The 26,150-nt window shown below is 63.3% G+C and carries 25 protein-coding genes and 1 riboswitch; of the genes, 11 read left to right on the plus strand and 14 right to left on the minus strand.

Annotated features, from left to right (window positions below; translation table 11 throughout):
• Positions 1–152 precede the first annotated feature (152 nt).
• The 7 genes from pflB to B5D13_RS00035 all read right to left on the minus strand — a co-directional run bounded on the left by pflB (position 153) and on the right by B5D13_RS00035 (position 7,213).
• A complete protein-coding gene (pflB, locus tag B5D13_RS00005; protein WP_078686251.1) occupies positions 153–2,426 on the minus strand; it encodes a formate C-acetyltransferase in 2,274 nt (757 codons plus the stop codon).
• A 30-nt stretch (positions 2,427–2,456) separates the two neighbouring features.
• Positions 2,457–3,188 (minus strand): pyruvate formate-lyase-activating protein, encoded by a 732-nt coding sequence (gene pflA / locus B5D13_RS00010; protein WP_078686252.1) that lies wholly within the window; start codon positions 3,186–3,188, stop codon positions 2,457–2,459.
• Positions 3,189–3,441: 253 nt separating this feature from the next.
• Positions 3,442–4,179 carry a Crp/Fnr family transcriptional regulator gene (locus tag B5D13_RS00015; RefSeq protein ID WP_234970607.1) on the minus strand — a complete coding sequence of 246 codons (738 nt, stop codon included), beginning with the start codon at positions 4,177–4,179 and terminating at the stop codon, positions 3,442–3,444.
• A gap of 127 nt (positions 4,180–4,306) precedes the next feature.
• Positions 4,307–4,873 carry a hypothetical protein gene (locus B5D13_RS00020; RefSeq protein WP_078686253.1) on the minus strand — a complete coding sequence of 189 codons (567 nt, stop codon included), beginning with the start codon at positions 4,871–4,873 and terminating at the stop codon, positions 4,307–4,309.
• Between the two features lie 4 nt (positions 4,874–4,877).
• Positions 4,878–5,081, minus strand: a complete 204-nt coding sequence (locus B5D13_RS00025) for a helix-turn-helix transcriptional regulator (protein ID WP_255375249.1) — start codon at positions 5,079–5,081, stop codon at positions 4,878–4,880.
• A gap of 240 nt (positions 5,082–5,321) precedes the next feature.
• Positions 5,322–5,951 carry a lactate utilization protein gene (locus tag B5D13_RS00030; RefSeq protein ID WP_078686254.1) on the minus strand — a complete coding sequence of 210 codons (630 nt, stop codon included), beginning with the start codon at positions 5,949–5,951 and terminating at the stop codon, positions 5,322–5,324.
• Between the two features lie 116 nt (positions 5,952–6,067).
• On the minus strand, positions 6,068–7,213 hold the full coding sequence (locus B5D13_RS00035) for a CobW family GTP-binding protein (protein WP_078686255.1): 1,146 nt from the start codon (positions 7,211–7,213) through the stop codon (positions 6,068–6,070).
• A 199-nt stretch (positions 7,214–7,412) separates the two neighbouring features.
• On the opposite strand from B5D13_RS00035, the gene B5D13_RS00040 reads away from it, so the two are divergent.
• From B5D13_RS00040 to B5D13_RS00050, 3 genes are all read left to right on the plus strand, one after another.
• Positions 7,413–7,811: an ArsR/SmtB family transcription factor gene (locus B5D13_RS00040; RefSeq protein ID WP_078686256.1), complete on the plus strand. Its 399-nt coding sequence runs from the start codon at positions 7,413–7,415 to the stop codon at positions 7,809–7,811.
• A gap of 27 nt (positions 7,812–7,838) precedes the next feature.
• A complete protein-coding gene (locus B5D13_RS00045) occupies positions 7,839–8,576 on the plus strand; it encodes a ZIP family metal transporter (protein ID WP_078686257.1) in 738 nt (245 codons plus the stop codon).
• 78 nt (positions 8,577–8,654) lie between these two features.
• Positions 8,655–9,608 carry an L-lactate dehydrogenase gene (locus tag B5D13_RS00050; protein WP_078686258.1) on the plus strand — a complete coding sequence of 318 codons (954 nt, stop codon included), beginning with the start codon at positions 8,655–8,657 and terminating at the stop codon, positions 9,606–9,608.
• A 28-nt stretch (positions 9,609–9,636) separates the two neighbouring features.
• Here B5D13_RS00050 and B5D13_RS00055 read toward each other — a convergent pair whose 3' ends face one another.
• Positions 9,637–11,034 (minus strand): MATE family efflux transporter, encoded by a 1,398-nt coding sequence (locus tag B5D13_RS00055; protein ID WP_078686259.1) that lies wholly within the window; start codon positions 11,032–11,034, stop codon positions 9,637–9,639.
• A 241-nt stretch (positions 11,035–11,275) separates the two neighbouring features.
• On the opposite strand from B5D13_RS00055, the gene B5D13_RS00060 reads away from it, so the two are divergent.
• Complete coding sequence (locus B5D13_RS00060; RefSeq protein ID WP_180363860.1) at positions 11,276–12,313, plus strand: Gfo/Idh/MocA family oxidoreductase; 1,038 nt, start codon at positions 11,276–11,278, stop codon at positions 12,311–12,313.
• Between the two features lie 76 nt (positions 12,314–12,389).
• Here B5D13_RS00060 and B5D13_RS00065 read toward each other — a convergent pair whose 3' ends face one another.
• Together B5D13_RS00065 and B5D13_RS00070 are read right to left on the minus strand one after the other, a co-directional pair.
• Positions 12,390–13,571: a phosphoribosylaminoimidazolecarboxamide formyltransferase gene (locus B5D13_RS00065; protein ID WP_219334841.1), complete on the minus strand. Its 1,182-nt coding sequence runs from the start codon at positions 13,569–13,571 to the stop codon at positions 12,390–12,392.
• Positions 13,572–13,590: 19 nt separating this feature from the next.
• Positions 13,591–14,232: an IMP cyclohydrolase gene (locus B5D13_RS00070; RefSeq protein ID WP_078686261.1), complete on the minus strand. Its 642-nt coding sequence runs from the start codon at positions 14,230–14,232 to the stop codon at positions 13,591–13,593.
• Between the two features lie 68 nt (positions 14,233–14,300).
• Positions 14,301–14,385: riboswitch (ZMP/ZTP riboswitch) on the minus strand.
• 201 nt (positions 14,386–14,586) lie between these two features.
• On the opposite strand from B5D13_RS00070, the gene B5D13_RS00075 reads away from it, so the two are divergent.
• Positions 14,587–15,228 (plus strand): metal-dependent hydrolase, encoded by a 642-nt coding sequence (locus B5D13_RS00075; RefSeq protein ID WP_159443941.1) that lies wholly within the window; start codon positions 14,587–14,589, stop codon positions 15,226–15,228.
• Positions 15,229–15,230: 2 nt separating this feature from the next.
• Here B5D13_RS00075 and B5D13_RS00080 read toward each other — a convergent pair whose 3' ends face one another.
• Complete coding sequence (locus B5D13_RS00080) at positions 15,231–15,992, minus strand: alpha/beta hydrolase-fold protein (protein ID WP_143327714.1); 762 nt, start codon at positions 15,990–15,992, stop codon at positions 15,231–15,233.
• A 137-nt stretch (positions 15,993–16,129) separates the two neighbouring features.
• Here B5D13_RS00080 and B5D13_RS00085 point away from each other — a divergent pair, with 137 nt between their 5' ends.
• On the plus strand, positions 16,130–18,166 hold the full coding sequence (locus B5D13_RS00085; RefSeq protein ID WP_234970608.1) for an elongation factor G: 2,037 nt from the start codon (positions 16,130–16,132) through the stop codon (positions 18,164–18,166).
• Between the two features lie 31 nt (positions 18,167–18,197).
• Here the strand turns inward: B5D13_RS00085 and B5D13_RS00090 are convergent, their stop codons facing one another.
• The gene (locus tag B5D13_RS00090) at positions 18,198–18,836 is read right to left on the minus strand and encodes a tRNA (cytidine(34)-2'-O)-methyltransferase (RefSeq protein WP_180363861.1); all 639 of its coding nucleotides are present in this window, start codon (positions 18,834–18,836) and stop codon (positions 18,198–18,200) included.
• A 123-nt stretch (positions 18,837–18,959) separates the two neighbouring features.
• Between B5D13_RS00090 and pepI the strand changes: the two genes are divergently transcribed.
• The 4 genes from pepI (at position 18,960) to B5D13_RS00110 (ending at position 23,860) form a co-directional block, all read left to right on the plus strand.
• A complete protein-coding gene (pepI, locus tag B5D13_RS00095) occupies positions 18,960–19,847 on the plus strand; it encodes a proline iminopeptidase (RefSeq protein ID WP_159443942.1) in 888 nt (295 codons plus the stop codon).
• A gap of 107 nt (positions 19,848–19,954) precedes the next feature.
• On the plus strand, positions 19,955–20,374 hold the full coding sequence (locus B5D13_RS00100) for a peptide deformylase (RefSeq protein ID WP_078686265.1): 420 nt from the start codon (positions 19,955–19,957) through the stop codon (positions 20,372–20,374).
• A 505-nt stretch (positions 20,375–20,879) separates the two neighbouring features.
• On the plus strand, positions 20,880–21,695 hold the full coding sequence (locus B5D13_RS00105) for an alpha/beta hydrolase family protein (RefSeq protein ID WP_078686266.1): 816 nt from the start codon (positions 20,880–20,882) through the stop codon (positions 21,693–21,695).
• Positions 21,696–22,216: 521 nt separating this feature from the next.
• The gene (locus B5D13_RS00110) at positions 22,217–23,860 is read left to right on the plus strand and encodes an aminotransferase class I/II-fold pyridoxal phosphate-dependent enzyme (RefSeq protein WP_078686267.1); all 1,644 of its coding nucleotides are present in this window, start codon (positions 22,217–22,219) and stop codon (positions 23,858–23,860) included.
• A gap of 124 nt (positions 23,861–23,984) precedes the next feature.
• On the opposite strand, the gene B5D13_RS00115 is transcribed toward B5D13_RS00110, so the two are convergent.
• Positions 23,985–24,761 (minus strand): beta/alpha barrel domain-containing protein, encoded by a 777-nt coding sequence (locus B5D13_RS00115; RefSeq protein ID WP_078686268.1) that lies wholly within the window; start codon positions 24,759–24,761, stop codon positions 23,985–23,987.
• A gap of 260 nt (positions 24,762–25,021) precedes the next feature.
• Between B5D13_RS00115 and B5D13_RS00120 the strand changes: the two genes are divergently transcribed.
• Positions 25,022–25,654, plus strand: coding sequence for a flavodoxin family protein (locus B5D13_RS00120; RefSeq protein ID WP_078686269.1), 633 nt, complete (start codon positions 25,022–25,024; stop codon positions 25,652–25,654).
• An 8-nt stretch (positions 25,655–25,662) separates the two neighbouring features.
• On the opposite strand, the gene B5D13_RS00125 is transcribed toward B5D13_RS00120, so the two are convergent.
• Positions 25,663–26,004, minus strand: a complete 342-nt coding sequence (locus tag B5D13_RS00125; RefSeq protein WP_078686270.1) for an arsenate reductase family protein — start codon at positions 26,002–26,004, stop codon at positions 25,663–25,665.
• Positions 26,005–26,150 lie beyond the last annotated feature (146 nt).

The following is a 26,150-nucleotide window of genomic DNA, read 5'->3' on the forward strand; positions in this document are numbered from 1 at the left end:
GTGGCTTTCGACCTCGTGGCGGCGTCGTACAAAGTTCTTCGGGTCATGAAAGAAGCCTCCCTTTTCTCATGTCCAAGAAAAGGGAGGCGGTTCAAAGGGGAGGGGGGCTGAGCCGTTGCCGTCTGTGAGGTCAGGCGATGGCGCCTGGTTCCTTACATGCGGTCGTGGCAGGTACGGGCGATGACGTCAAGCTGCTGCTCGTGCGTGAGGTCGATGAACTTCACGGCGTAGCCGGAGACGCGGATTGTGAAGTTGGCGTACTCGGGCTTCTCGGGGTGCTCCATCGCGTCCTTGAGCTTCTCGATGCCGAAGACGTTGACGTTGAGGTGGTGGGCACCATTGGCGAAGTAGCCGTCCATGACGTTGACCAGGTTGGTGACGCGCTGGTCCTCGTCGTTGCCCAGGGCGCTGGGGTTGATGGTCTGCGTGTTGGAGATGCCGTCGAGCGCGTACTCATAGGGGAGCTTGGCCACGGAGTTGAGGCTGGCGAGCAGGCCGTTCTTCTCGGCTCCGTAGGCGGGGTTGGCACCAGGGGCGAACGGGGTGAAGGGCTTGCGGCCGTCGGGCATGCCGGCGGTTGCCTTGCCGTAGACCACGTTGGAGGTGATGGTCAGGATCGAGGTGGTCGGCTCGGAGTTGCGATAGGTGTGGTGCTTCTTGATCTTGCTCATGAAGGTCTTCAGCAGCCAGACCGCAATCTCGTCGGCACGGTCGTCGTCGTTTCCATAGCGGGGGAAGTCACCCTCGGTCTCGAACTCGCCAGCGATGCCGTACTCGTCGCGGATGCACTTGACCTTGGCGTACTTGATGGCGCTCAGGGAGTCGACGACGTGGCTGAAGCCCGCGATGCCCGTGGCGAAGGTGCGACGGACGTCGGTGTCGATGAGGGCCATCTCGGCAGCCTCGTAGTAGTACTTGTCGTGCATGTACTGGATGAGGTTGAGGATGTTGACGTAGAGGTCAGCCAGCCAGTCCATCATGAGGTCGAACTTATGCATGACCTCGTCGTAGTCGAGGTACTCGGAGGTGATGGGGGCAAACTCGGGACCAACCTGCATGGGGAGGCCGGTCTTCTTGTCCTTGAACTTCGCGTCACGGCCGCCGTTGATGGCGTAGAGGAGGCACTTGGCCAGGTTGGCGCGAGCGCCGAAGAACTGCATCTCCTTGCCGGTCTGCGTTGCGGAGACGCAGCAGCAGATGCTGTAGTCGTCACCCCAGACGGGACGCATGACGTCGTCGTTCTCGTACTGGATGGAAGACGTGTCGATGGAGATCTTGGCGGCGTAGTCGCGGAAGTTCTTGGGCAGGCGCTTGCTGTAGAGAACCGTGAGGTTGGGCTCGGGAGAGGGACCCATGTTCTCGAGCGTGTGCAGGAAGCGGTAGTCGTTCTTGGTGACCATGTGACGGCCGTCCTGGCCAAGGCCAGCGACCTCGAGCGTTGCCCAGACGGGGTCGCCGGAGAAGAGCTCGTTGTAGGAGGGAATGCGCGCGAACTTGACCATGCGGAACTTCAGGACCATGTGGTCGACGAGCTCCTGGGCCTCGGTCTCGGTAATCTTGCCGGCCTTGAGGTCACGCTCGATGTAGATGTCGAGGAAGGTGGAGATGCGGCCGACGGACATTGCGGCGCCGTTCTGCGTCTTGATTGCGGCAAGGTAGCCGAAGTACAGCCACTGGAAGGCCTCGTGCGCGTTGGTCGCAGGCTTGGAGATGTCGTAGCCGTAGACCTCGGCCATGGCCTTCATGCCCTGAAGGGCGCGGATCTGCTCGGCGATCTCCTCGCGCAGGCGAATGACGTCGTCGGTCATGGTGCCGTCGCCGCAGTTGAGCTTGTCCTGCTGCTTCTGGGCAATCAGGCGATCGATGCCGTAGAGGGCAACGCGACGATAGTCGCCGACGATGCGGCCACGGCCGTAGGTGTCGGGGAGGCCGGTGATGATGTGGGAGTGACGGGCGGCGCGCATCTCGGGCGTGTACGCATCGAAGACGGCCTGGTTGTGCGTCTTGTGGTACTCGTTGAAGATCTGGTTGAACTTGTCGTTGACGTGATAGCCGTAGTTCTCGGCAGCCTGTTGGGCCATCTTGATGCCGCCATAGGGCATGAACGCGCGCTTGAGGGGCTTGTCGGTCTGGAGGCCGACGACCTTCTCGAGGTCCTTCATCGACTCGTCAATGTAGCCGGGGCCATAGGCGGTCAGGCCAGAAACGACCTCGGTCTCACAGTCCAGGACGCCGCCCTTTGCGCGCTCCTGGGCCTGGAGCTCCTGCACCTTACCCCAGAGCTTGTCAGTTGCCTCAGTGGGACCGGCCAGGAAGGAGTCGTCGCCGTCATAGGCGGTGTAGTTCCTCTGGATGAAGTCTCGGACATTGATGTCGTCGACCCAGTGCCCACCAACAAAGCCGTTCCACTCATCACGTAGATCCATGCATGCCTCCTTGGCACTTGTCATGTGGAGCTAGTCTGCGCAGCCGCGCAGAATCGCCTCCGCGTTTTTCACTCTATCTGCGGTGGGAGGTTCGACATCTTCCAGCGTGTAGGGGATGCCCAGCTCCTCCCACTTGTAGACGCCCAGCGTGTGGTATGGCAGGACCTCGATGCGCTCGACGTTCTCGAGCCCTGCTATGAAGTCCCTGGTTCGGTGCAGGTACTCGTCGACGTCGGTGATGCCGGGAACGAGCACGTGCCTGATCCAGACAGGCTTCTTGATGGAAGAGAGGTAGCGCAGGCAGTCAAGGATGTTGGCGTTGTCGTGGCCGGTGAGTGCCTTGTGCTCTGCGGGGTCGATGTGCTTGATGTCTGCCAGGATGAGGTCGGTGACCTCCATGAGCCGCTCGAACTTCGAGAAGAACGTGCCCTCGCGCGTGAAGGGGGCAAGCGAGCTGTCGAGGCAGGTGTTGATTCCGCGCTCTTGGGCCTTTGAGAAGAGCTCGAGCACGAAGTCGATCTGCATGAGGGCCTCGCCGCCGCTGACGGTGATGCCGCCCTCGCTGCCCCAGTAGTTGCGATAGCGCTCGGCCGCATCGAGCAGCTCGTCGGCGCTCTTCATGTCACCCTTGTTGAAGCCCCAGCTGTCGACGTTGTGGCAGTAGCGGCAGCGCATGGGGCAGCCCTGCAGGAAGATGAGGTAGCGAACGCCGGGGCCATCGGCCGAGCCGAACGACTCTGTCGAATGGATCCTACCGAGCATGGGCGTCACCTCTTTCGGGCCGATCAATTTCCATTGGTCAATCTAGCCTGAGGTGACGGGTAGTTCCTTGATTAGAATCAAGTAACGCTAACGATTCTTGAACGAGCAGCTCAGATGGGGTGCCCTTTGTGAGGAAGACGCTGAGGGTTTGCCGTCTGCCGAAATCATACTTGCATTTCTAGTATGAATCGTCAGTACTGCGCGATGCGTCCGCAATCGCTCTCAGCAGGCAATTCCTGGCTCTTCTCGGTGACTAATCGCTGAGCATCGAGATGGACTTGAGCCCCTCTCGGTCGACGACTTTGAGGCGCCCGCGTCCAAGGCGGGTGACATAGCCCTCCTGCTCCAGTGAGCTGAAGTTGCGCGAGACCGTCTCGGGCCTGAGCCCGATGGAGCGCGCGATGTCGTCGAGCTTGAGCATGATCTCCGAGCCGATGCAGCGGGCGTCGCGGTGGAGGAGGTACTCGGCAAGGCGTTGCTTGGGATCGCGGATGCTGAGCATCGTGATCTTCTCCTCGGCGTCGTCGAGCTCGGTCTCGATCATGCGGATGAGTCCCATGGCGACGTCGGGATGACTGGCGATCATGGCCTCGAAGTCGGTGCGATGGATGCTGCAGAGCTCGACCTTGCTCAGGCAGGCCACGGAGTAGTGGTAGCTGTGGTCCTTGAGGAACATGCCGTGCCAGATGGCCTGCCCCTCGTGGAGCACGTCGAGCACGTGTTCCTCGCCGGTCGCGTCGATGTGGAAGGTCTTGATGCGACCGGAGCGCAGGATGAGTATCGACTCGATGGGATCACCCTCGCGGACCAGGATGGAGCCATTGGGGTGCGTGGAGCGGCGCGCGTTGGAGATGAGCTCGTGCTTCGCCTCGAGAGGGAGGCCGGCGAACAGGCGGATGTTGCCCATGCACGCTGTTGCGTCCACGGCGAACGGGCAGTGCGTGCTCTCTGCGCAGTGATGCATTGTCGAAGCGGATTTCGTCATCGCCATCAACCCTCCCTGCGGCAGCGCGTTATGCAGGCTGCCACAGTTTCTAATGATAGCGGAGCCGACGTGGGGTGCGTGCCTTCCACGTCGGCTCTGTTGGGACATCTCGTATTCGGCCGGCTTCGCGCGACTAGCCTTCCATCTCGCCAAGGCGAGCCCTTCGGCTGCGACGGGCCTTGAGGTACTCGAGATACATTGCGATGTAGCTCATGACGCCCACGAATGCCGACAGGAAGGCGGCCGTCGAGGCGATGTCTGCCCAGGCGATTTTCTCCCATCCAACGACCTGGAACTCTGCCGCGGCTTCGGACAGGGTCAGGAGCGCGAAGAAGGCGATTGCGGACAGGAGGGCGAGAAGGGCAAAGTATGCGCGCGGGAACGTCTCGGTCTCGGCGAACCTGTTTCTGTCGACGTAGCCGGCCTTGGTGAATCGCGAGCAAGCCCAGGCTCCCGATAGTCCGGTGTAGACCAGAAGGACCATGCTGGGAATCAGGACCAGGGACACGCGTGGCCAGTCGTTCATGAGGTTTGTCCGCGTGGCGAGTCCCTCGAGGTGGAGAGCGTAGTAGGCGAGACAGAGGTTGGCGATCATCAGGAACTTGCCCATCCTCGCGAAGACCTCGTTCTCGTGTGCCTTGATGCGCTCGTCGGTTGGTCCCACGTACGCGCGCCACTTGCTCTTGAGTGTGGTAATCATTTCTCTAGTCCTCCCAAAACAGGTCGTTGAGCGTGACGTCCAACGCCTTGCAGATATCCGTGCACAGCTTGAGCGTGGGGTTGTAGCCCCCGGCCTCGATGAGCCCGATGGTCTGTCTGGTGACGCCGACGGCACGGGCGAGGTCGGCTTGCGACAGGTCCTTGGCCACGCGGGCGGCCCTCATGCGCAGGTTCTTCTTTCCCTCCACGTCTTCACCTCCAAACGCAATTGATATCTTACGTGATGTAAGAAATATATTGCATCGATTGGTGTATGTCAACTATATCTTGCATTATGGAAAGAATGTCTGTCGCGCTTGTGACCTCGCGTTTGGGTTGGGGCACGCGGCATGCCGCTCGAAAGAACGTGGCCTGCCGACGCCAGGGGGGCGTCGGCAGGCCGTGGGCTGCGCCTATGAGGTCCGCCCGGGAGCGGTCCAATGGGCGGGCTAGTAGCCCAGCTCGTCGTTGACCAAGATGACGTTCATGCGACCGGTGTGGCGCGAGTGGCGCGTGATGAGGAAGTTGCAGCAGATGGTGTCCGCCGACTTGCAGTTGGCACAGGTTCCGGTCTTGCGACAGGGCGTGTCGAGGTCGAAGCGCTGGGCGTTGATGGGGGCGGCGACGTTGCGGGCGCGCGCGACGGCGCTGTCGAGGTCGCCGCAGACCTTGTTCATGCCAACGACGAAGACGACCTTCCTGGGGCCTTGGGCGATCATCGAGACGCGGTTGGAGTTGCCGTCGATGTTGACCAGGATTCCGTCGCTGGTGAGGGCGTTGCAGCTGGCCAGAAAGACGTCGGCCGCATAGCCTGCGAGCATGGCCTCGCGCGGGTCGTCGTACTTGTCGCGGTCGATGAAGTGGTACTTCTCGCCTTGGACCGCGTCGACGAGGCCGATCTCGCGTGCGCTCATGCATCCGCCCATGGTGATGGTGCTTCCTTCGGGTATGAGCTCGAGCGCCTTCTTGAGGGCCTCCTGGCGGTTGGCGGCGTAGAAGCCGCTGATGTTTCGGCGCTCGAGGCCCTTGATGACGGTCTGGGCCAAAAGCTCGTTGCGCTTGAACAGGTTCTGATCCATGGTTTCCTCTCCCTTGGATGCGCGTTGGACGGGCAAGGCGGCGCGGGGCCGCGTCTTCCTACGCTGGTTGTACCCAAAAAAGCCCCAGGCGCAAGCCCGGGGCATGACGTGGTGCGCTACTCGAAGTCCTCGTCGGGCACCCACTCGACCAGGCAGTCGTCAAGGCCCTTGATGAGCGACTCCTTGTCCATGTGGCGGCCGATGAAGCAGAGCTTGGTCATGCGGTCTCCGCACTCGGGGTCCCAGTCCTTCAGGAGCTCGGGGTTCTCCCTGAGGATCCTCTCGCGCTCGCCGTCGGGTGCGGATGCGACGAACAGGCCGTTCTGCGTCAGGTGGACCTGGTGGCCCGCCTGCTCCAGGACGTAGCACATGTCCGGGTCTTGCTCGAACCAGCACATGCCCTTGGAACGAATGATGCTTTCCGGCCAAGTGCTGACGTAGTCGGAGAGCTTGTCGAGGTCAAACGGGGTGCGACGCTGGTAGATGAAGGTCTCGATGCCGTACTCGAGTACCTCGGGGTCGTCGTGCTCCTCCGGGTGCTCCATGGCGTCCATCCAGGCGGCGGAGTTGTAGGCACGGTTGAAGTCGAAGCGCCCGGTGTCAAGAAGCTCGCTCATGGGAACCTGCGCGTGCTCTGCCTCGACGATGACGGCGTCCTTCTGAAGGCTGCGGACGATGGCCTTGAGCTCGGCGATCTGGTCCGGTGTGACAGTGTCGGTCTTGTTGAGGACGAGGGTTGTGCAGAACTCGATCTGCTGGATCAGGAGCGACTCGATGTCGTCTTCGTCCACGTCCTTCTCGACGAGGTCCTTGCCGCCGTGGAACTCGTCGAACATGCGGGCGCAGTCGACGACGGCGACGATGTTGTCCAGGGCGAGCGGAGCCTGGCCTCCGCTCTTGCTTTGGTCGCAGAACGAGCTGATGGTGTATGCGATGGGGATCGGCTCGCAGATGCCCGAGGCCTCGATGATGATGTAGTCGAAGTCTCCGCTCTTCGCGATGCCGTCGAGCTGCTTGGCGAGGTCTGCAGAGAGGGTGCAGCAGATGCATCCGTTGGTGAGGGGGATGAGCGAGTCGGTCTCGGACAGTCCGCCCTCGGCAATCAGGCTGGCGTCGACGTTGACCTCGCCGATGTCGTTGACGATCACTGCAGCGCGGATGCCCTCGTCGTTGGCGAGGATGTTGTTGAGGAGCGTGGTCTTGCCTGCTCCCAGATAGCCGGTGAGCATGATGATCTTTACCGGCTGCTTGCTGTTGGGCATGCGCCCTCCTTTGCCTTGATGGTATTGCCGCGAACATATATAGCCCCTATCGCGCTCCCGTAGTCATCGCGGCGGAGCTTCTACACGCTAACAGCGTTTGTCGATGTGCAGATTGTGTCGAGGTAAACGGCATTTGTTGAACGCCTGCTCAACCATTCGTATAGTTGAGCGTCGATTCAACTATCAGGATGGGAGCTGCATGTCCAAGGTGAGCGAGGTTCGAGGGCTGGTGCGGGAGGGATGCTGCCAGCCCGTGCATCCCGAGGCCGTCGACTGCGTGCGTGCCGCGATGCCCCGCGACACGGTGCTTGACGGGCTCGAGCAGCTCTTCAACGTGTTGGGTGACCGCACGCGCATTCGCATCCTGCTTGCCGTCTCGCAGCGCGAGATGTGCGTGCAGGACGTCGCGGCGCTGCTGGGGATGACCAAGAGCGCCGTCAGCCACCAGCTTGCGAACCTCAAGGACGCACGCCTCATCTCGTGCAGGCGAGAAGGGCGCGTCGTCTACTACTTCAGCGCGGACGACCACGTGAATCGCCTGATCGAGCTGGGGCTCGAGCATGCTGCCGGCAGCTGCCATGCGCCGCGCGCCATCTAGGGACAAGACGAAAGAGGAACTAATACCATGGCACTTCTCATCACCTTCCTTGCGGGAATCTCTATGGCGGTTGGCGCCGTCGTGGTGAAGTTCTCGAACAACCCGGAACGCGTCAGCCACATGTCGGTTGCGGTCGCGCTTGGTGCCATGGGAGCTCTTGTGGTGCTCGACCTTGGCCCCGAGGCAATCGAGGCGACGGCGTACCATGGCGCGGTTCCCGCGATTCTGGTGGTTATCGTTGGGGCCGCGTTTCTGCTGGCGCTCGACCGCTTCATTCCCGACCACGACGACGAGGATGCCCACAGTCGCCATGCCTCGCAGGACGACATCGCCATCCACATCGGCATCATGACGGTCCTCGCCCTGGTCATCCACAACCTCGTCGAGGGCATGACCATCTACGCGCTGTCGAGCGCCGACGTCGCGCAGGGCGCGTCCTATGCGCTGGGCGTGGGTCTGCACAACGTGCCCATGGGCATGCTCGTTTTCTCGACGCTTCGCCACGAAAGGCGCCGCGCGAAGGCCATCGCGCTGAGCGGCGCAATGCTGTCGACGCTCTTGGGCGGGGCCGTCATGGCGCTCATGAGCCCCATCATGACCGAGCCCGTCAGGGGCATGCTCACCTGCCTGGCCCTGGGCATGATCCTCTACATCGCCCTTGCCGAGTTGCTTCCGCGCGTGCTCAAGAATCGTCCCGTCTGGCTTTCGGGCATAAGCCTCACCGTCGGGGTCGCCCTCGTCTTCCTGGCGACGCGCATCGCATAGGAAACGCAACGGAACGCGCATCGCAATCGCTTGCGTGGTACCTTCTTCGTGTCGCACATCAACCGAAGGAAGGTATGTATGAGCTACAGGAATTCCAAGGTGGTCATCGTCGGGGCGGGCAAGGTTGGCTCCACCACAGCGTTTAGCATCATTAGCCAGGGGCTTTGCGAGGACGTCTGCCTGATTGACGTCAACCGCGAGCATGCCGTGGGCGAGGCCCTCGATATGAGCGATTCCATCTTCTTCATGCACCGCAACGTGAGCGTCCACGCGGGTGACTACGACGACTGCGCCGATGCCGACATCGTCATCATCACGGCTGCGGCGCCCATGCCCAAGGACTCGACCGACCGTCTGGAGATGCTCAAGCCGTCTCTGGGCGTGGTGCGCGAGGTGGTTCAGAAGGTTATGGCATCCGGCTTCGGCGGCATCTTCCTCGTGGTGTCGAACCCCGTCGACATCATGACCTATTACACGTGGAAGGTCTCGGGCCTACCTGCCCAGCGCGTCATCGGCAGCGGAACCTACCTGGACACTGCGCGCCTCTCCCGTGCGCTCTCCGAGATGTACGACCTGGCGCCCGCGAGCGTCGAGGCCTACGTCCTGGGCGAGCACGGCGACTCCGAGATCGTCAGCTGGAACAGCGCGACCATCGGCGGCAAGCGCGTGGACGCGGTCATGCGCGACAACGCCGACCGCACCGCCGGCGTGACCCGCGAGGACCTTCGCAAGCGCACGGTGCAGGCGGGATGGGACATCTTCAGCCGCAAGGGCAACACCTGCTATGGCATCGCGGCCTCCGCGACGGCCATCTGCAAGACCATCCTGTTCGACGAGAACCGCATCGTGCCCGTCTCGGTGTACGTCGAGGGCCAGTACGGCATCGACGGCATCTACCTTTCTGTGCCGACCATCGTCGACCACACGGGTGCCAAGGAGATCGTTGAGATCGACCTCGAGAAGGACGAGCTCGACGCGCTGAGGAAGTCTGCGGACCTCCTTGGCGCGTTCTACGACCGGCTCGACGCCTAGCTGTGGACAACGTGGCCGCGAGGCCTCGTTACTTGGCCTCTGCCTCAGGCGCCTGGCTCTTCTCCAAGAAGGCCAGGTGCCTCTTTTCGTCTCCCGCTAGCTCGTGCAGAACCGAAGCGGCCATGGGTACGGTCACCAGTCCGGTGATGAGGTCGGTCATTGGCTGGGAGATCTGTACGCCGGTGAGTCCCAGCGCATGCGAGAGGACCAGGACGACGGGCCCCAGCACCAGGCCCAGCCTGCAGGCGCCCAGAATGGTCGCTCGCCACATCTTGCCTGAGGTCTGGAGCAGGAAGTTGGTGATCATGGCCGCGCCCGTCAGCGGCATGGTGAAGCTCACCAGACGCAGCGTGAGCGTTCCCACCCTGACGACCTCGGGGTCGTTGCGGAAGAACCAGATGAGCTCGGGCGCAAAGACGCAGGTGAGGGTGCCGATGCACAGCACCGTGCCGAAGGCCACCTTGAGCGAGAAGAAGTAGCCCTCGCGGATGCGGTCGTACTTCCTCGCACCCAGATTGAAGCCGATGACTGGCTGGAAGCCCTGCCCGATGGCAATCTGGACGTAGTTGCCGAAGCCCGTGATGCGCTGAACGATGGCGATTGCCGCTACGGCCGCGTCGCCGAAGGGCTTGGCCGCGTTGTTGAGCAAGGTGGTTGCGACACCTAGCATGACCTGTCGCACGAACGAGGGGAAGCCGCCGTTGAAGACCTCGCGCGCCAGCGCGGGCGTGAGCTGCACGTAGCGGGGCGAGAGCTTGGTCAGGCCGCTCTTGATCATGGCGCGCAGGAGCAGGCAGAAGCCTATGAACTCGCAGATGATGGTCGACAGGGCGCTGCCCGCGATGCCCAGGCCCACACCGAACACGAGGATGGGCGTCAGCAGCATGTTCAGCACGGCGCCGGTCATGATCGCGTACATGGAGTGGGATGCCTCGCCCTCGAAGCGCATCTGCATGTTGAGCATGAGCGACGCGCACATCCAGGGCGCGCCGATCAGGATGATGCCGATGAAGGTCTTCGCGTAGGGGAGGATCGTCTGGGTCGAGCCCGAGATCAGGCAGAGGGGCTCCAAGAAGACATGGCCAAGAATCGCTATCAGGAGGCCAAGGAGAAGTGCCGCGGCCAGGCCCGTCGAGCTCATCACGTTCGCACGCTCGTTCTGCTTGGAGCCTAGGTAGCGCGAGATGGCGTTGCCGGTGCCCTGACCCAGGAAGAACCCGGCGGCCTGGATCGTGGTCATGGCCACGAAGGAGACCCCGACGGCGCCCGAGGCGGCCGTGTTGATGTGCCCCACGAAGAACGTGTCGGAGATGTTGTAGATGGCCGTCACGAGGTTTGATGCAAGGGCGGGAAGCGCAAGCGATATGACAAGGGGCTTTACGGGTCGCTCGGTCATTTCCTGATACTTGGTGCCGTACTTCTGCATGCATCCCTCGGTTCTGTTCCTGCCTCACTCTCGCTTCGACTTATACACCACCCTTGTTCGAGGCGGCCTACGGCGCGAACGCCATGCACCTCTCGTCCACAATGCCGGTGGGCGCCGCCGCGCGCTTCTGGGGCGGAGGCGTTTTTTTGGGAACGGGGTCTCGTGGCGGGGTTGGTGGGTACCCTAGTGGTTAGGGCCGCCTTTGCGGCGAAGAAACGCTCGCCACGGGAGGTTGCGGGTCATGCCAGACAGAATCGTTACGCTCGCCTACATCGGCAACGGGAAGAGCACCAATCGCTACCACGCCCCGTTCGTCCTGGACAGGCCCGACGAGTTCCGCATTAAGACCATTCAGGCCAGGCACGTCGACCATTCCTCCTGGGATGCCTTGCCTGGCGTTCGCTACACCACCAACGTGGAGGACGTCCTGGGCGATCCCGAGGTGGACGTAGTCGAGGTGACCACTCCCTCCGCCCTGCACTACGAGATGGCGAAGATGGTCCTTGAGGCCGGGAAGAGCGTCGTCGTCGACAAGCCCTTCGCCGCGAGCTACGACCAGGCGGCCGAGCTCTTCGAGCTGGCGAGCGAGCGCGGCCTCATGGTCCAGTGCTATCAGAACCGCCGCTTCGACTCGGACTACCTCACGGCGAGGGCGGTCGTTGCGTCGGGCAGGCTGGGGCGCGTCTTCGAGGTGGTGACGAGCTACGACTACTATCGCCCCTGGCAGAAGGAGGGGCAGCGTCTTGACGTGGTGACCAGCGCCGCCTTCGAGCATGCCACGCACTGCGTCGACCAGCTCATCGACTGGTTCGGGATTCCAGACCGCAGCCATGCCGACCTGCGCCAGCTGCAGGGCGCGGGCATGGCAAACGACTACTTCGACTTCGACCTGTACTACGACGACCGGGGCCTCAAGTGCACGGCCCACTCCAACTACCTGAGCGCAATCCAGCGGCCGAGCTTCGAGGTCTATGGGACTAAGGGCTGCTTCATCAAGGTTCAGAAAGACCAGCAGGAGCGTGACCTCAAGCACTTCTATCTGCCCGTTGGCCATGACGACTTTGGCTTGGACGCTCCAGAGCAGTACGGTCTGCTCCGCTGCTACGACGACGAGGGGGCCTTCCACGAGGAGCGCGTCCCCACGGTGCGCAGCAGCTATGCGCGCTGGTATGACGCCCTGTACCGGACCGTGGTCGAGGGTTCCCCGCAGCTCGTGAAGCCCGAGGAGACCTTGGCCCAGATGCGAATCCTGGAAGACGGCGTCAGCCGGTTGAGCTAAGGCGGAAGGGCCAAAAAAGGGGCCTCCCGAAGATCTCTTCGGGAGGCCCCTGCCGTTCAGGCCTGCGGGCCCGCGATTAGTGGTGGAAGAGACGCATGCCGGTGAAGGCCATGGCCATGCCGTACTTGTCGGCGGTCTCGATCACGTTGTCGTCGCGGATGGAGCCACCTGGCTCGGCGATGTACTTGACACCGGACTTGTGGGCGCGCTCGACGTTGTCGCCGAAGGGGAAGAACGCGTCGGATCCCAGGGTGACGTCGTCGAGCTTGGCGATCCAGGCCTTCTTCTCGTCCATGGTGAGGACCTCGGGCTTGGTCGCGAACCACTTCTGCCACTCGCCCTCGGCCAGCACGTCGTCGTGCTCCTCCGAGATGTAGACGTCGATGGAGTTGTCGCGGTTGGCGCGGCGGATGCCGTCGACGAACTGCAGACCCAGCACCTTGGGGTGCTGGCGCAGCCACCAGGTGTCGGCCTTGTTGCCGGCGAGGCGGGTGCAGTGGACGCGGCTCTGCTGGCCGGCGCCGACGCCGATGGTCTGGCCGCCCTTCACGTAGCAGACGGAGTTGGACTGCGTGTACTTGAGGGTGATGAGGCTCACGATCATGTCGATCTTGGCGGACTCGGGGATCTCCTTGTTCTTGGTCACGACGTTGGAGAGGAGCTCGTCGTCGATCTTGAAGAAGTTATGCCCCTGCTCGAAGGTGATGCCGAAGACATCCTTGGTCTCAATCTCGGCGCAGACGTAGTCGGGGTCGATCTGGACGACGTTGTACCTGCCGCCCTTCTTGGAGCGCAGGATCTCGAGCGCCTCGTCGGTGTAGCCCGGCGCGATGATGCCGTCGGAGACCTCGTGCTTGATGTAGCGGGCGACGCGTGCGTCGCAGACGTCGGACAGGGCCGCCCAGTCGCCGTAGGAACTCATGCGGTCCGCGCCACGAGCGCGGATGTAGGCGCAGGCGATGGGGGAGAGCTCGCCCTCGTCGTCGACGAAGTAGATCTTCTTGTCGGTCTCGGTCAGGGGCAGGCCGACTGCGGCGCCGGCGGGCGAGACGTGCTTGAAGGACGCGGCTGCGGGAAGGCCGGTGGCCTCCTTGAGCTCGCGCACCAGCTGCCAGGAGTTGAGGGCGTCCAGGAAGTTGATGTAGCCGGGCTTGCCGGACAGGACGGTGACGGGCAGGTCGGAGCCGTCCTTCATGAAGATGCGGGAGGGCTTCTGGTTGGGGTTGCATCCGTACTTGAGCTGAAGCTCGTTCACGATGGCTCCTTTCGCGTGGGGGCTAGTCGCCCAAGTTCTTGTTGTAGATGCGGACGTCTTCGCCGACCTTGGCGTAGAGCGAGACCTTGTTGTCCTCGTTGAGCGCGGCCCAGACCTCGTCGGGCTCGGGCATGCTCACCTCGACGGGTTCGCCGGCGAAGGTCGGCAGCGGGCTGCCGTCTCCCTGGTAGGTGCTGATGAAGTAGCCACGGTCCTTCTCGACGCCCTCGTAGGCGAAGAAGTTGCGCTGGCAGCGGTTGGAGCCGTCGTGCTGGTTCTTGAGGATGGAGATCTCGAACGAGCCGTCGGCGTTGATGATCGCGCTGATGCGCGGCGTCCAGTTGGGCTCGTCGGGCTCGTACTCGCGGGCCATGCAGCCGTCGCGGAAACTGCCCCTCTGGACGATGGTGTCGGTCTGGTCGCCGTTGGTCACGACCAGCGCGTCGCCCATGGTGCGCACGGGGTGGTAGATAATGAGCGAGGGGTCCTCGAGCCTTGAGGGGTCGTGCGCCTCGGTCATGATGCCGTCCTCGGTCTTGGTGAAGACGCGGTTGCGGCTGTTTGCGCTGCGGCCCATGATCCAGTAGTAGACGCGGTCCTTGCCGACGACGATGCCGCGGCCGGGGTAGGGGTTGGTTCTCAAGAGCTCGATCAGGTCCTGCATGGTCTCCCTTTCCTGACGACGCATTCCAGGAGTGCCTGCATAAAAAGAGGCAAGGCACCTCTTGTGGATGCGCTTGCCCAGACGGTCGGCGGTATGGTCTCACGCTGCTTCCCCGTGGTGATCCACGATTATCCGTCAGTAACAGCGCGTTCCTAACAACAAGACTTTAGCACGCCGGCGGCGTGCCGCTCCCCCCGAATGAGGGCGCGGCCACGAGCTCTCCAGGAACGGGCGGCTTTCGCCCGTTCGACCATGCGCCCGCTATACTTGCAGGGATTTGAGGACGGCATGGGCCGCCCGCCTCCGGCTCCGCCGGTGCGCGGGGCGAGGCAAAAACGGAGGAGAAGGGCCTGCATGACGGGAAAGACGCACATTATGGTCGGGACGGCTGCGGCGCTGGCACTCGTGCCGCTCTCGCTGCCCGTCGCCTCGTGTCTCCCCTTTGCGATCGGCGGCGTCATGGGCTCCCTGGCGCCGGACACCGACATCGGCACGAGCGAGGGGAGCCGAGAGCTTCGTCGCGTCTGGGCGGGACTGTTCGTGGCCCTGGCCTCCGCGCTCGTGGCCGACGCCGTGCTTGGCACGGGCGTCTGCGACTACGCCCGCACGCACGTGGGCCTCGAGCAGCTTGCTGGTCTGGCGACGCTCGTGGCCGTGTTCGCGCTGGGGCGTGCCTCGGGCCATCGCGGCTTCTCGCACTCCGTGGTGGCGCTCGCGGCGTCGACCCTCGCGCTCAGGCTCGCCTATCCGCTGCTTGCGACTCCCTTTGCGATGGGATATGCGTCCCATCTGCTGCTCGATCTGCTGAACAAGAAGGACCAGCGCCTGTTCTGGCCCCTGGGCCGCGGCGTCTCGCTGGGCGCGTGCAAGGCCAGCGGCGTCGCCGACGCGCTGCTGTGCCTGGCGGGCTTTCTTGTCTGCCTCGTGCTGGTGCTGCTGCACCTGGACATCCTGCCGGGGGCCCTGGGAAGCCTGGCTGGCCTGCGGCTGCGCTAGGCCTACGCCCCGCGGGGGCCCGGAACATCTTCCTGGCGCAGCGTCCAGGCAAGCGCCTTGCGCATGCGCCGCGCAAAGCCCGTGAAGTGGTTTCCCGAGTTGAGGTCGAAGGTTGTCCGCACGCCGCGCTCCTCGACGAGCGATCGTATGCGGATCGTGTCGTCCTGCACCGAGCGCATCGTGCGATTGGGCACCTTCCTCTCGCGGTTTCCCACCGAGAAGTACATGCGCTCCACCGTCGGCGCGAGCTTGTGGTCGCGCACGTAGTCGACGAAGCCCGGGTACCAGAGCGACCCGGAGACGCTGGCCGTGCGCCTGAACAGGCTGGTGTTGAAGGCCGCCCAGGTGGCGAAGAGGCCTGCCAGGGAGTAGCCGGCGAGCACCAGCATCGGCCCGTCACCGGAATCCGCGGCGAGGGCCGCGAGCGCGCGCGGGACTACGTCCTCGGTCAGCAGCCTCAGGTGGTCGCGGGCTTCTCCGCCGTAGTCGGCCTGCCCCGCACGCGTGGCGGATGCGGGCCAGGGCGTGAGCTCGCGATCCCACGCGAGTCCGCTGACGGTCACGAGCGAGAAGGGCGCGCAACGTGGCAGGGGGTCGCCCCCGGTCCCGGGCTTGGCCGGGCTGCGACACGCGTTCCAGACGGTGGCACCATCGTCCTCGAACTCGTTCAGGAAGACGATGGGCACGCCCGGCGCGTCGGAGCGCCTGATCGTGACCGTCTTGTTCCCGCACGAAAACGCGTCGCTCACGTCGTTGCCTGCCATCGCCATCATCCGTCCCAATCGCCTGCGCCTGCGCGGGCGTGTCGGCCGCCCGCACGTCCATCACTGATAAGGTTGTGCTAGTTGGGGCGTCCGCGCAAGGGTGCGGCCGCAGTTTGCCATGACGGGAGGAGAAGGGCGTGGGGCAGTCTGCGACACGGGGGCCTTCGGGCCAAACGGGTTCGAGGCAGGCCGTCGTGGGCATGCTTGCCCACGTTGACGCGGGCAAGACCACGCTCGCCGAGGCCCTGCTGTACCGGGCGGGCGCCATTCGCAAGCTCGGGCGCGTCGACCATGGCGACTCGTTCCTGGACGCGAGCAGCATGGAGCGCGAGCGGGGGATCACGATCTTCTCGTCCCAGGCGGTGCTTGACCACGATGGGGTGCACCTCATGCTGGTCGACACGCCCGGCCACGTCGACTTTGGCGCCGAGGCCGAACGCACGCTCCAGGTGTTGGACTGCGCCGTGCTGGTGGTCGGCGCCAACGACGGCGTGCGGGGGCACACCCTCACGCTTTGGCGTCTGCTCGAGCGCTACGGCGTCCCCACCGTCATCTTCGTGAACAAGTGCGATCTGGAGAGCCCGGACCGCGAGGCGACCATGGTCTCGCTGCGCGACCGCCTGAGCCAGGGCTGCGTGGATTGCGCCTGCCTGTTTGATACCGAGGCGCAGGAGGCGATGGCCATCCTGGACGAGTCCGCGCTTGACGAGTACCTGGATGCGGGCGTGCTCTCGGTCGCAACAGTGCGCAGGCTGGTGGCCGAGCGTAGGGCGCACCCCGTCTTCTTCGGGTCGGCCCTGCGCCTGGAGGGGGTTGACGAGTTTCTGGATGGCCTCTGCGGCCTGGTCGCGCCGCGGGAGCACCCCAAGGAGTTCGCAGCACGCGTGTACAAGGTCACCCACGAGGCGCGCGGCGAGCGTGTCTCGTGGCTCAAGGTGACGGGCGGCTGCCTGCGCACGCGCGACCTGGTAAAAGGTGTGGGCCGTCGCGACGGGCGATCGTGGGCAGACAAGGTCAGCCAGCTCAGGATCTACTCGGGCGCCAAGTTCGACTCCGTGGACCGTGTGGGGGCCGGTCAGGTGTGCGCTGCGTGCGGCCTGGCCCATGCACTGCCGGGCGACGCCCTGGGTGCGGAGCCCCAGGGGAGCGAGCCGACGCTCGCGCCGGTCCTTAGCTACAGCGTCGAGCCCGGCCAGGTCGACGCCCATCGCGTGCACGAGGCCCTTGCTCGGCTGGCGGAGGAGGACCCGCTTTTGGGCGTCGTCTGGAACGAGCAGCTCCAGGAGGTGCGTCTGCAGCTCATGGGGCCCATCCAGCTCGAGGTGGTGCGCCAGGAGCTGGAGGAGCGCTTTGGCATGAAGGTGGGCTTTGGGCCGGGCAGCATCATGTACCGCGAGACGATCGCCGAGGCCGTGCGGGGCGTGGGCCACTTCGAGCCGCTGCGCCACTACGCGGAGGTGCAGCTGCTGATCGAGCCCCTGCCGCGCGGGTCGGGCGTGGTCTTCGGCACGCGCGCCAGCGAGGACGACCTTGACCGAAACTGGCAGCGCCTCATCCTGACCAATGCGATGGAGCGGCCCCACCTGGGCGTCCTTACGGGTTCGCCCCTGACCGACGTGCGCGTCACGCTGCTGGGAGGCAGGGCCCACTCCAAGCACACCGAGGGAGGCGACTTCAGACAGGCGACCTATCGCGCCGTGCGCCAGGCCCTGATGGGCGCAAGGTCCGTGCTGCTGGAGCCTTGGTACCGCTTCTCTCTCGAGCTGCCGCAGGACCAGCTGGGGCGGGGCATGTCCGACCTGCAGCGCATGGGCGCGAGCTTCGGGGCGCCCGCGATGTGCGGGGGCTTCGCGGCCCTCGAGGGGCGCGTCCCCGCCTCGGAGTGCCAGGAGTACGCGATCCAGGTGAGCGCCTACAGTAGCGGACGCGGGCACTTCTCGCTCGCCTTTGACGGATACGACGAGTGCCACGACGCCGACCGCGTGGTCGAGGAGGCCTCCTACGATCCCGAGGCCGACCTTCCCAACACGCCGGACTCCGTCTTCTGCGCGCATGGGGCGGGTTACACCGTCAAGTGGCGCGACGTGCCCGAACACGCCCACGTGCAGATCGACCCCGCGCGACTCAGACCGTGGCGCGCGGCGGATGCCGCGTTCTTCTCGTCCGGCGCATAGCCACGGCGGAGAAGCGCCTGGCCCCTTGCTCCTACCCGGCGTCCATCCCCGGGAAGCCAATCTGGCGAAGTGCCTCGTACAGCACGATGCCGGCGGAGTTCGCCAGGTTGAGCGCGCTGATGCGGTAGTCGTCGGGATCGACGAAGTTGCCGCAGATGTCGCGCCGCATCAGGGCGTCGTGCCGAAGGACGCTCGAGCCTCCGCCCAGCGCGTCGGCTCGCTCGCTCCACTCCTCGCGGTTGGTGAGGGTCTGGTCGTCGGGAAGCATGGGTATGCGCTCGCAGCTGTCGGGCAGGTCGGCGAGCAGCCGTTCGGGCAGGCCCGCGCTCTCCTTTCCGAACACCAGGAAGTCACCCTCGCGGTATTGGGCCTGCACGTAGGTCTTGCGGGCCTTCTTGGTGAGTAGGTGCAGCCTGCGCGCCCCCTCAGCCGAGATGTCGCCTTCCCTGTCCGCGAGTCCGTTGCGCTGGAGGAAGTCCTGCCAGTTGTGGTAGGTGGTCACGTCGAGGCTCTCCCAGTAGGCGAGGCCGGCGCGCTTGAGCTTCTTGTCGTCCACGCTGAACCCCAGGGGCTCGATCAGGTGCAGGCGGGCCCCGGTCACCACGCAGGTGCGGCCGATGGCACCGGTGTTGGAGGGGATCTCGGGCTCGAAGAGGACGATGTTAAACAACTTATCCAGCTTTCCAGAACATGCGCGCCGCGCGCGACTCCTGACGTATCGTATGCAGTATTGCATGAAATGGCCGCGACGCGGGCTGGGCCGGACGCGCGGCGCAAAAGACGAGGGGGCTACGTGAGGAAAGTGACCGAGGGCTCCATTCCCTTTATGGACTACCGGACCCACTATCGCATCGTGGGTGACCTGAAGGCCGGGCGGGCCCCGCTCGTGTGCCTGCACGGCGGGCCGGGCTCGACCCGCGCGTACTTTGAGCTGCTGGACGCGCTTGCTGACGACGGACGCGCCGTCATCTCGTACGACCAGCTGGGATGCGGAGAGTCCTACCTCGAGGGCCACCCCGAGCTCTGGTGTGCCCAGACCTGGCTTTCCGAGCTCGAGAACCTCATCGACTCGCTCGGCCTTGGCGAGTACCACCTGCTGGGCCAGTCGTGGGGTGGCATGATGGCCATCCAATATGCCGTCGAGAGGCGCCCGTGCCGCTGCCGCTCGATCGTCATCAGCAGCGGCCATCCCTCCTCCAGGCTCTGGAGCGACGAGGGGTGGCGCATGGCGCGCGAGCTTCCCGAAGACGAGTACGAGGCGCTTGTGCGCGCCAGCGAGAGCGGCGACTACGACGACGAGGGCTATCGTCGTACCATCGCCCACTACATGCAGCTGCACTGTGCGGACCAGGTTCCTTCCGACGACGCCCCGGAGTGCCTGCGCCGCCCGAGCAGGAAGGGGGCCGAGTCGTACCTGGTGGCCTGGGGGCCGGACGAGCTGACGCCGACCGGCACCCTGCGCGATTGGGAGTATCGCGACCGCCTGGGCGAGGTCGACCTCCCCACGCTCATCGTCAGCGGCACGAGCGACCTCTGCACACCGCTTGTGGCCAAGACCATGTTCGACGGCATCCCGCATGCGCGCTGGGAGCTCATGGCAAACTGCCGCCACATGTGCTTTGCCGACGACAACCCGCGCTATCTGGAACTTGTGGGAGCCTGGCTTTCCGAGCATGACTAAGGCGCCCATGTCAGATAATGGGCAGTCGTGAGAGAGCGCGGCGCCGGCGAAGGCGGCGCTCGCGGAGTTGAGGCCCTACAAGTTGGCCCGGTCGAAAGGACTATCCCATGATCAAGGATCTGGTTAAGGACGAGGCAATCCTCTCCCAGAAGTGCGAGAAGGCCACCGCAGAGGACGCCGAGCTTGCCCAGGATCTCGTGGACACCATGAAGTCGCTCGAGGATTGTGGCTGCCTTGCCGCCAATCAGATTGGCGTCGCCAAGGCCGTCGTCGCCTACCTGGACGAAAACGAGCAGGCGCACGTCATGTACAACCCCAGGATCATGATGGGCCTGGGTGCTCAGAAGGTCCAGGAGAGCTGCATGACCCTGGACGAGCCCTCCAAGGTGACTCGCTATGCGAAGGTGAAGGTCGCCTACGACGAGCTGGTCGACGGCGAGCTCAAGAGCAAGAAGCGTGACTTCATCGGCTGGACCGCGCAGATGATCCAGCACATGTGCGACCACTGCCGCGGCAAGCTGGTCTAAGGACCAGACAGACAGATTGAACCTTTGGAGGCCTTCGGGTCTCCTTTTTTGTGTCGCGCGGCATAAGGCTGCGGGGGGGGGTGCGGCCTCCTGCCGTCCTGGGGGGCGACGTGCCGCAGTGGTGGAAAATGATGGCATGAGGTGGTCAAACGCTGAAATGGACGGAGGCGCCCCAGTCTCACCCGCGAACGGTAGCAATTATTTACATAGGTTGTTAAACGTAAAAGAACATGTCAAATATGTATTAGAATTAATGAATAACGCGAGATGAGGTGCACGCAGCGAAAGAAATCGTTTTCAGAATTTATCGTCACGATAGTTTACCTATCGCTAGCTGCAGCGATAAGTTGTGGCGAAGATGCAGACGAGACGTGTAGGTCGCGTGTTCGAGGGAGACAGTAACGTGTTTTCGTGTAAAAATCTCTCACGACGTTTGAAATTGCTGGTTGCATTCTGACATTTACCCTGCGCTATTGCAGGGTTTCTTTTTGCAGGAGGAACATCCATGGCTTTTGGTATGAATGGTCTAGGCAAGCGACCTGTGAGCTCATATATCAAGGAGGACCTCTGGTGCGCGCGTGGCAGCGAGCGCATTCACAGCGTTCTCTTCGCACCGCGCGCCATGAACGGGTATGCGCCCGTCGTCGTCTGCGCGCACGCCTTTGGCGGCAGCTATCGTGACACCGTTGACTACGCCGAGAGCATGGCGCGCAACGGCTACGTCGCGGTCTCCATCGACCTCCGCGGTGGCTCCTCTCACTCCACCAGCGATGGCGATGTCATGAACGCCTCTGTCGCCACGATGGCGCAGGACATCGAGAGCGTCGTGCGCGCTCTTGTCATGCGCAGCGACGTCGACGTCGACAACATCTATCTGATGGGCCAGGGCGAGGGCGCCGTCGCCGCGACGCGCGTCGCCACCTCTGGTGCGGCTGACATCCGCGGCATGGTGCTTTGCTACCCCACCTTCAACCTCCAGGACCTCATGGTCAAGGCATTCGGTACCGCTAGCAAGATTCCCGAGAGCTTCGATCTCTGGCAGGTTGCCGGTCGTGCCTTCGGTCTCGATGCCATCAGCAACGATCCCTATGCCGGCATGGAGTCCTACGAGGGGCGCACGATCATCTTCCACGGCGACAGGGACAAGATTGCGCCGTTTGCCTATTCCCACAAGGCTGCGAGGCTGCTGCCCAACGCTCGCATCGAGGTCCTTTCCAAGGTCGCCCACGGGTTCTTCGGCATTGCCGCCCGCACCGTGGTCGAGGAGAGCCTGAACATGATTGAGGCTACGCGCGTCAGGAAGGCTTCCGCCGCTGCATAGCGTTTGCTGACGCAAGAAATTGAACTGCTATCTATATGGCACCCCATACGACGGCATGGGGTGCCATATTTGTATCTAGCTGCTGCTTCTTTTGATCGCTGGTCCTGCCATCCTGCATCATGTGAACAATCGTGGTGCCTTTAGAACGTCGCCGACGAGCGATGGTAGTGAACTTGTTCAATTTGTTCAATTTTGGTTTGAAGCAACTGTGACAAGAGGTATGAATCAAGTTCACTGCAAGTATATGTTGGCGCGTTGGTGTGATATTGGATGCGCCTTATCCTGCGACGACTTAGAATCAGCTAAGTTATCTGCGGAAATGCACATTATGACAATCACTGCGGCGAGCATGTGGACAGATGCTGAGGCAATGCCAGGCTGCCTATCGTAAATGACCGTTCGCAAGAAACATTTGCACGCAATTGAACTCAATGGGCTCCCGTGCGCTCTGGGCATGCTATTCTCAAATGAACTTGAACTGACTTTGAACTATCTCGGTTCCCGACCTTTGGAGGGCGAACATGGAGACGACGTTTGCAGACAGGCTCAGAAGTTCGATGGAGTCCAACGGCTTCAAGCAGATCGATCTGATTCGACTTGCCGAGGAGCGTGGGCAGAAGCTCGGAAAAAGCCAGATCAGTCAGTACCTAAGCGGAAAGACCGAGCCGCGTCCCGGAATCATGGAGCTGCTGGCTGACATTCTTTCCGTGAGCGAGGACTGGCTCGCGGGGGATGGCTACGGCTCTTCGTCTTACGCATCCTCTTCGTCGCTCTCCTATGCCACGCCGTCCATGGGGTCCGCGGGCGATGACGCCTCCCAGACCGACTCCGTCACGGGTTCGCAGGAAGGCGCCACGTCGAAGTCGAGTCCTTCTCCCGCGCCGCGTCCTCAGGCGCCCAGGCGCTCTCGCTCTCGCAGGGCATCCCGCCAACCCGAGATGGAGAACGGCGTGCGCATGTTCACCAAGTCTCACAAGCTCGACAACGTCTTGTACGACGTCCGCGGCCCCGTGCTCGACGAGGCGAATCGCATGGAGGACCAGGGCGTCCACGTGCTCAAGCTGAACATCGGCAACCCGGCGCCCTTTGGCTTCCGCACTCCCGACGAGGTCGTAAAGGACATGCAGGACCAGCTGAGGGACTGCGAGGGCTATTCCGACAGCCGCGGCCTCTTCTCGGCGCGCAAGGCCATCATGCAGTACGACCAGCTCAAGGGCATCCCCAACGTGGACGTGGAGGACATCTACACCGGAAACGGCGCCTCCGAGCTCATCAACCTTGCCATGTCGGCATTCCTGGACGACGGGGACGAGATCCTGATTCCCAGCCCCGACTACCCGCTGTGGACGGCTTCCGCGACGCTGGCCGGCGGTCGCGTGATCCACTACGTCTGCGACGAGCAGGCCAACTGGTACCCCGACATCGACGACATCCGCTCGAAGATCACCCCGCGTACCAAGGGCATCGTCATCATCAATCCTAACAACCCCACGGGCGCCCTGTATCCCAAGGAGGTCCTCGAGGAGATCGTCCAGGTGGCGCGCGAGCACCAGCTGGTGATCTTCTCGGACGAGATCTACGATCGCCTGGTGATGGACGGCAAGGAGCACGTCTCCATCGCGAGCCTCGCGCCCGACCTGTTCTGCATCACGTTCAACGGCCTCTCCAAGAGCCACATGATCGCGGGCTACCGCATCGGCTGGATGAGCCTCTCCGGCAACAAGCGCATCGCGAGGGACCTCATCGATGGCATCAACATGCTGTCGAACATGCGCCTGTGCTCTAACGTCCCCGCGCAGTCCGTCGTCCAGACCTGCCTGGGCGGCATCCAGCGCGCCAAGAACTATCTGGTTCCCGGTGGTCGCATCTACGACCAGCGCGAGTACGTCTACGATCGCCTGTCGCAGATGGAGGGCGTCACGGTCAACAAGCCGGACGCCGCGTTCTACATGTTCCCGCGCCTTGACCCCCAGAAGTTCAACATCCGCGACGACGACCAGTTCGCCCTCGATCTCCTCAAAGAGAAGCACGTCCTGATCGTGGGCGGCAAGGGGTTCAACTGGATGACGCCGGGCTACTTCCGCGTGGTCTACCTGCCGCGCATGCACACGCTCGAGGACGCGATGGACAACCTTGAGGACTTCCTGCGCTATTACAGGCAGTAGGGACTCGCGTACGGCGAGAGCGAAAGGCGGTTCCTCGGCAATGAGCGCACGCCCTTCTCCCCAAAATGGGGGGAGAAGGGCGTGTCGCGTTTGGCTTGAAAATTTCAGGAAGGCGTGCCTAGCGCTACTGCAGCGTGTCGCCGCCGGTCAGAATCTCGAGGAAGTCGCGCAGGGTATCCTGGTCGGTGTCGGTCGTCTTGAAGTTGAACTCGGGGTTCTTGGTCTTGAGCGCACGGTACTGCGACATGAACTCCCCGATGATCTGTCCCGTGGTGGGTGGGGTGTAGACGATGGAGTTCGCGCCGGCTTCGATGGTGGCCAGGATCGATTCGTCGGAGTTGCCGCCCGTCGCGATGATGGGGACCTTGGGGAACTCCTCACGAATCTGACGGACGACCTCGGGGGTCTTGGCGCCGGCCGCGACGTTGAGGATCGAGACGCCGGCATCCAGGCGGCCCTGGATGTCCTCGCCCTCGTCGGCGACGGTCGCGACGATGGGAATGTCGATCAGCCTGCGGATCAGGCGGATGTTCGAGTTGCTCATGGGCGTGTTCACCACGACGCCAAAGGCACCCTGGGCCTCGGCGTCCTGCGCGATGACGGCCGAGCGAACCCCCTTGGTCACGCCGCCTCCGACTCCCACGAAGACGGGGGCCATGGCGGAGTTGATGACGGCCTGCGAGATGGTCTGCTGCGGGGTGAACGGGTAGACGGCCAGGACCGCGTCGGCGTTGCAGTTGCGGATGATGGCGACGTCGGTCGAGAAGATGATCGTCTTGATGCGACGACCCATGACGACCATGCCCTTTGCCTTGTAGATGGTCTCGGGAAGCCTGAGCGCGTGAGCGCGCAGCGTGCCGGAGATGCGAGGGATGTGGTCGTCGGTGTTGGGCGTGCCCATTTAGGCCTCCTTAGCGACGTGCGGGATACGGCTTCGTTTCGGCCCAAGAATGATAGTTCCCATTCGGCGGCGCTGTAAAGCCTTCTTTTACGACAATGTGCCAGACGCATAATGGCTCTGGTGGGAAGCGACGCCATCGGTGTGGCCCGCGGCGTGCGCCGCACGTGCGACGGGTGTGGGGTGGGGTATAAGGAACGAAGGAGACGCTGTCCCGTCGCTCGAATGGCGGGCGCGGGTTCAAAGCTTTGGAAGGGGAGCCCATGAACGTCATCTTGGTCAACGGAAGCCCTCACAGGAGGGGATGCACCGCTCGCGCGCTGCAGGAGGTCGCCGTTCCGCTCAAGGATGCCGGCATCGACGTCGTTGACTTCTGGATAGGCTCGAGGGAGCTCGGCGGATGCAAGGCCTGTGGTTATTGCTCCACGGCCGGCAAGTGCGTCATGGAAGACAAGGTGAACGAGTTCAACGAGCTCGCCCTCGACGCCGACGGCTTCGTGTTCGGATCGCCCGTCTACTACGCCTCTATGGCCGGACAGATGCGCTCGTTCATGGATCGAGTATTCTATTCGTCCAACGACCCCCGTCGCTTTCACATGAAGCCTGCCGCCGGCATTTCGAACTCCCGTCGCGCGGGCAGCGTGACCACGTACGACCAGTTCAACAAGTACTTCGGAATCAGCAACATGCTCATCGTGTCCGGAAGCTACTGGAACGAGACGCACGGGTTCACTCCCGATGACGTCGAGAAGGACATAGAGGGCTTGCGCACGATGCGCGCCATCGGATTGAACATGGCATACGTGCTGAGGGCGAAGGAGGCTGCGGCCGCCGCGGGCATCCAAGTGCCCGAGCGGCTGTCTGGTCCCAGCACAAGCTTTATGGATGGCAAGTAGGAGCCGGCCTACTCCCAGGTCTTCCAGACGTCGGGCTCGAACCCCACGGTCGCCTTCTTGCCGTTGCGTACGATGGGCGTGCGCATGACCTGCTGGTTTTCGAGCAGGACGTCGACAAGCATGGACTTCGGCGTGTGCTGCACCAGGGCGAGTGCATAGCCGTCCTTGCACTGTGGGTTCAGAAGCTGGGCGATTCCGCCGACGGCAGACGCGACGGAGTTCAGCTCTCCCTTCGAGAGCCCCTTTTCGCGCATGTCGATGTACTGGAACTTGATGCGGCGCTCTTTGAACCAGCGCTCGGCCTTCTTGGAGTCGTTGCTCTTCTTGCTGCCGAAAATCTGAACGTTCATCGTGACTCCAATCTTGTCTTGTGACCCGGTCGCGCGTCGGCTACCTGCGCCTGCTCTTGAACGTCTGGTCGAGGGCGACGTGGCCGCAGCTGCAACGAGCCAGATAATCAGGCTGCGTCCCAGACTCCCGTGCAGAAGTCGACGCC

The sequence above is a fragment of the Olsenella sp. KH1P3 genome (assembly GCF_900167315.1).
Lineage (GTDB): Bacteria > Actinomycetota > Coriobacteriia > Coriobacteriales > Atopobiaceae > Olsenella_J > Olsenella_J umbonata_A.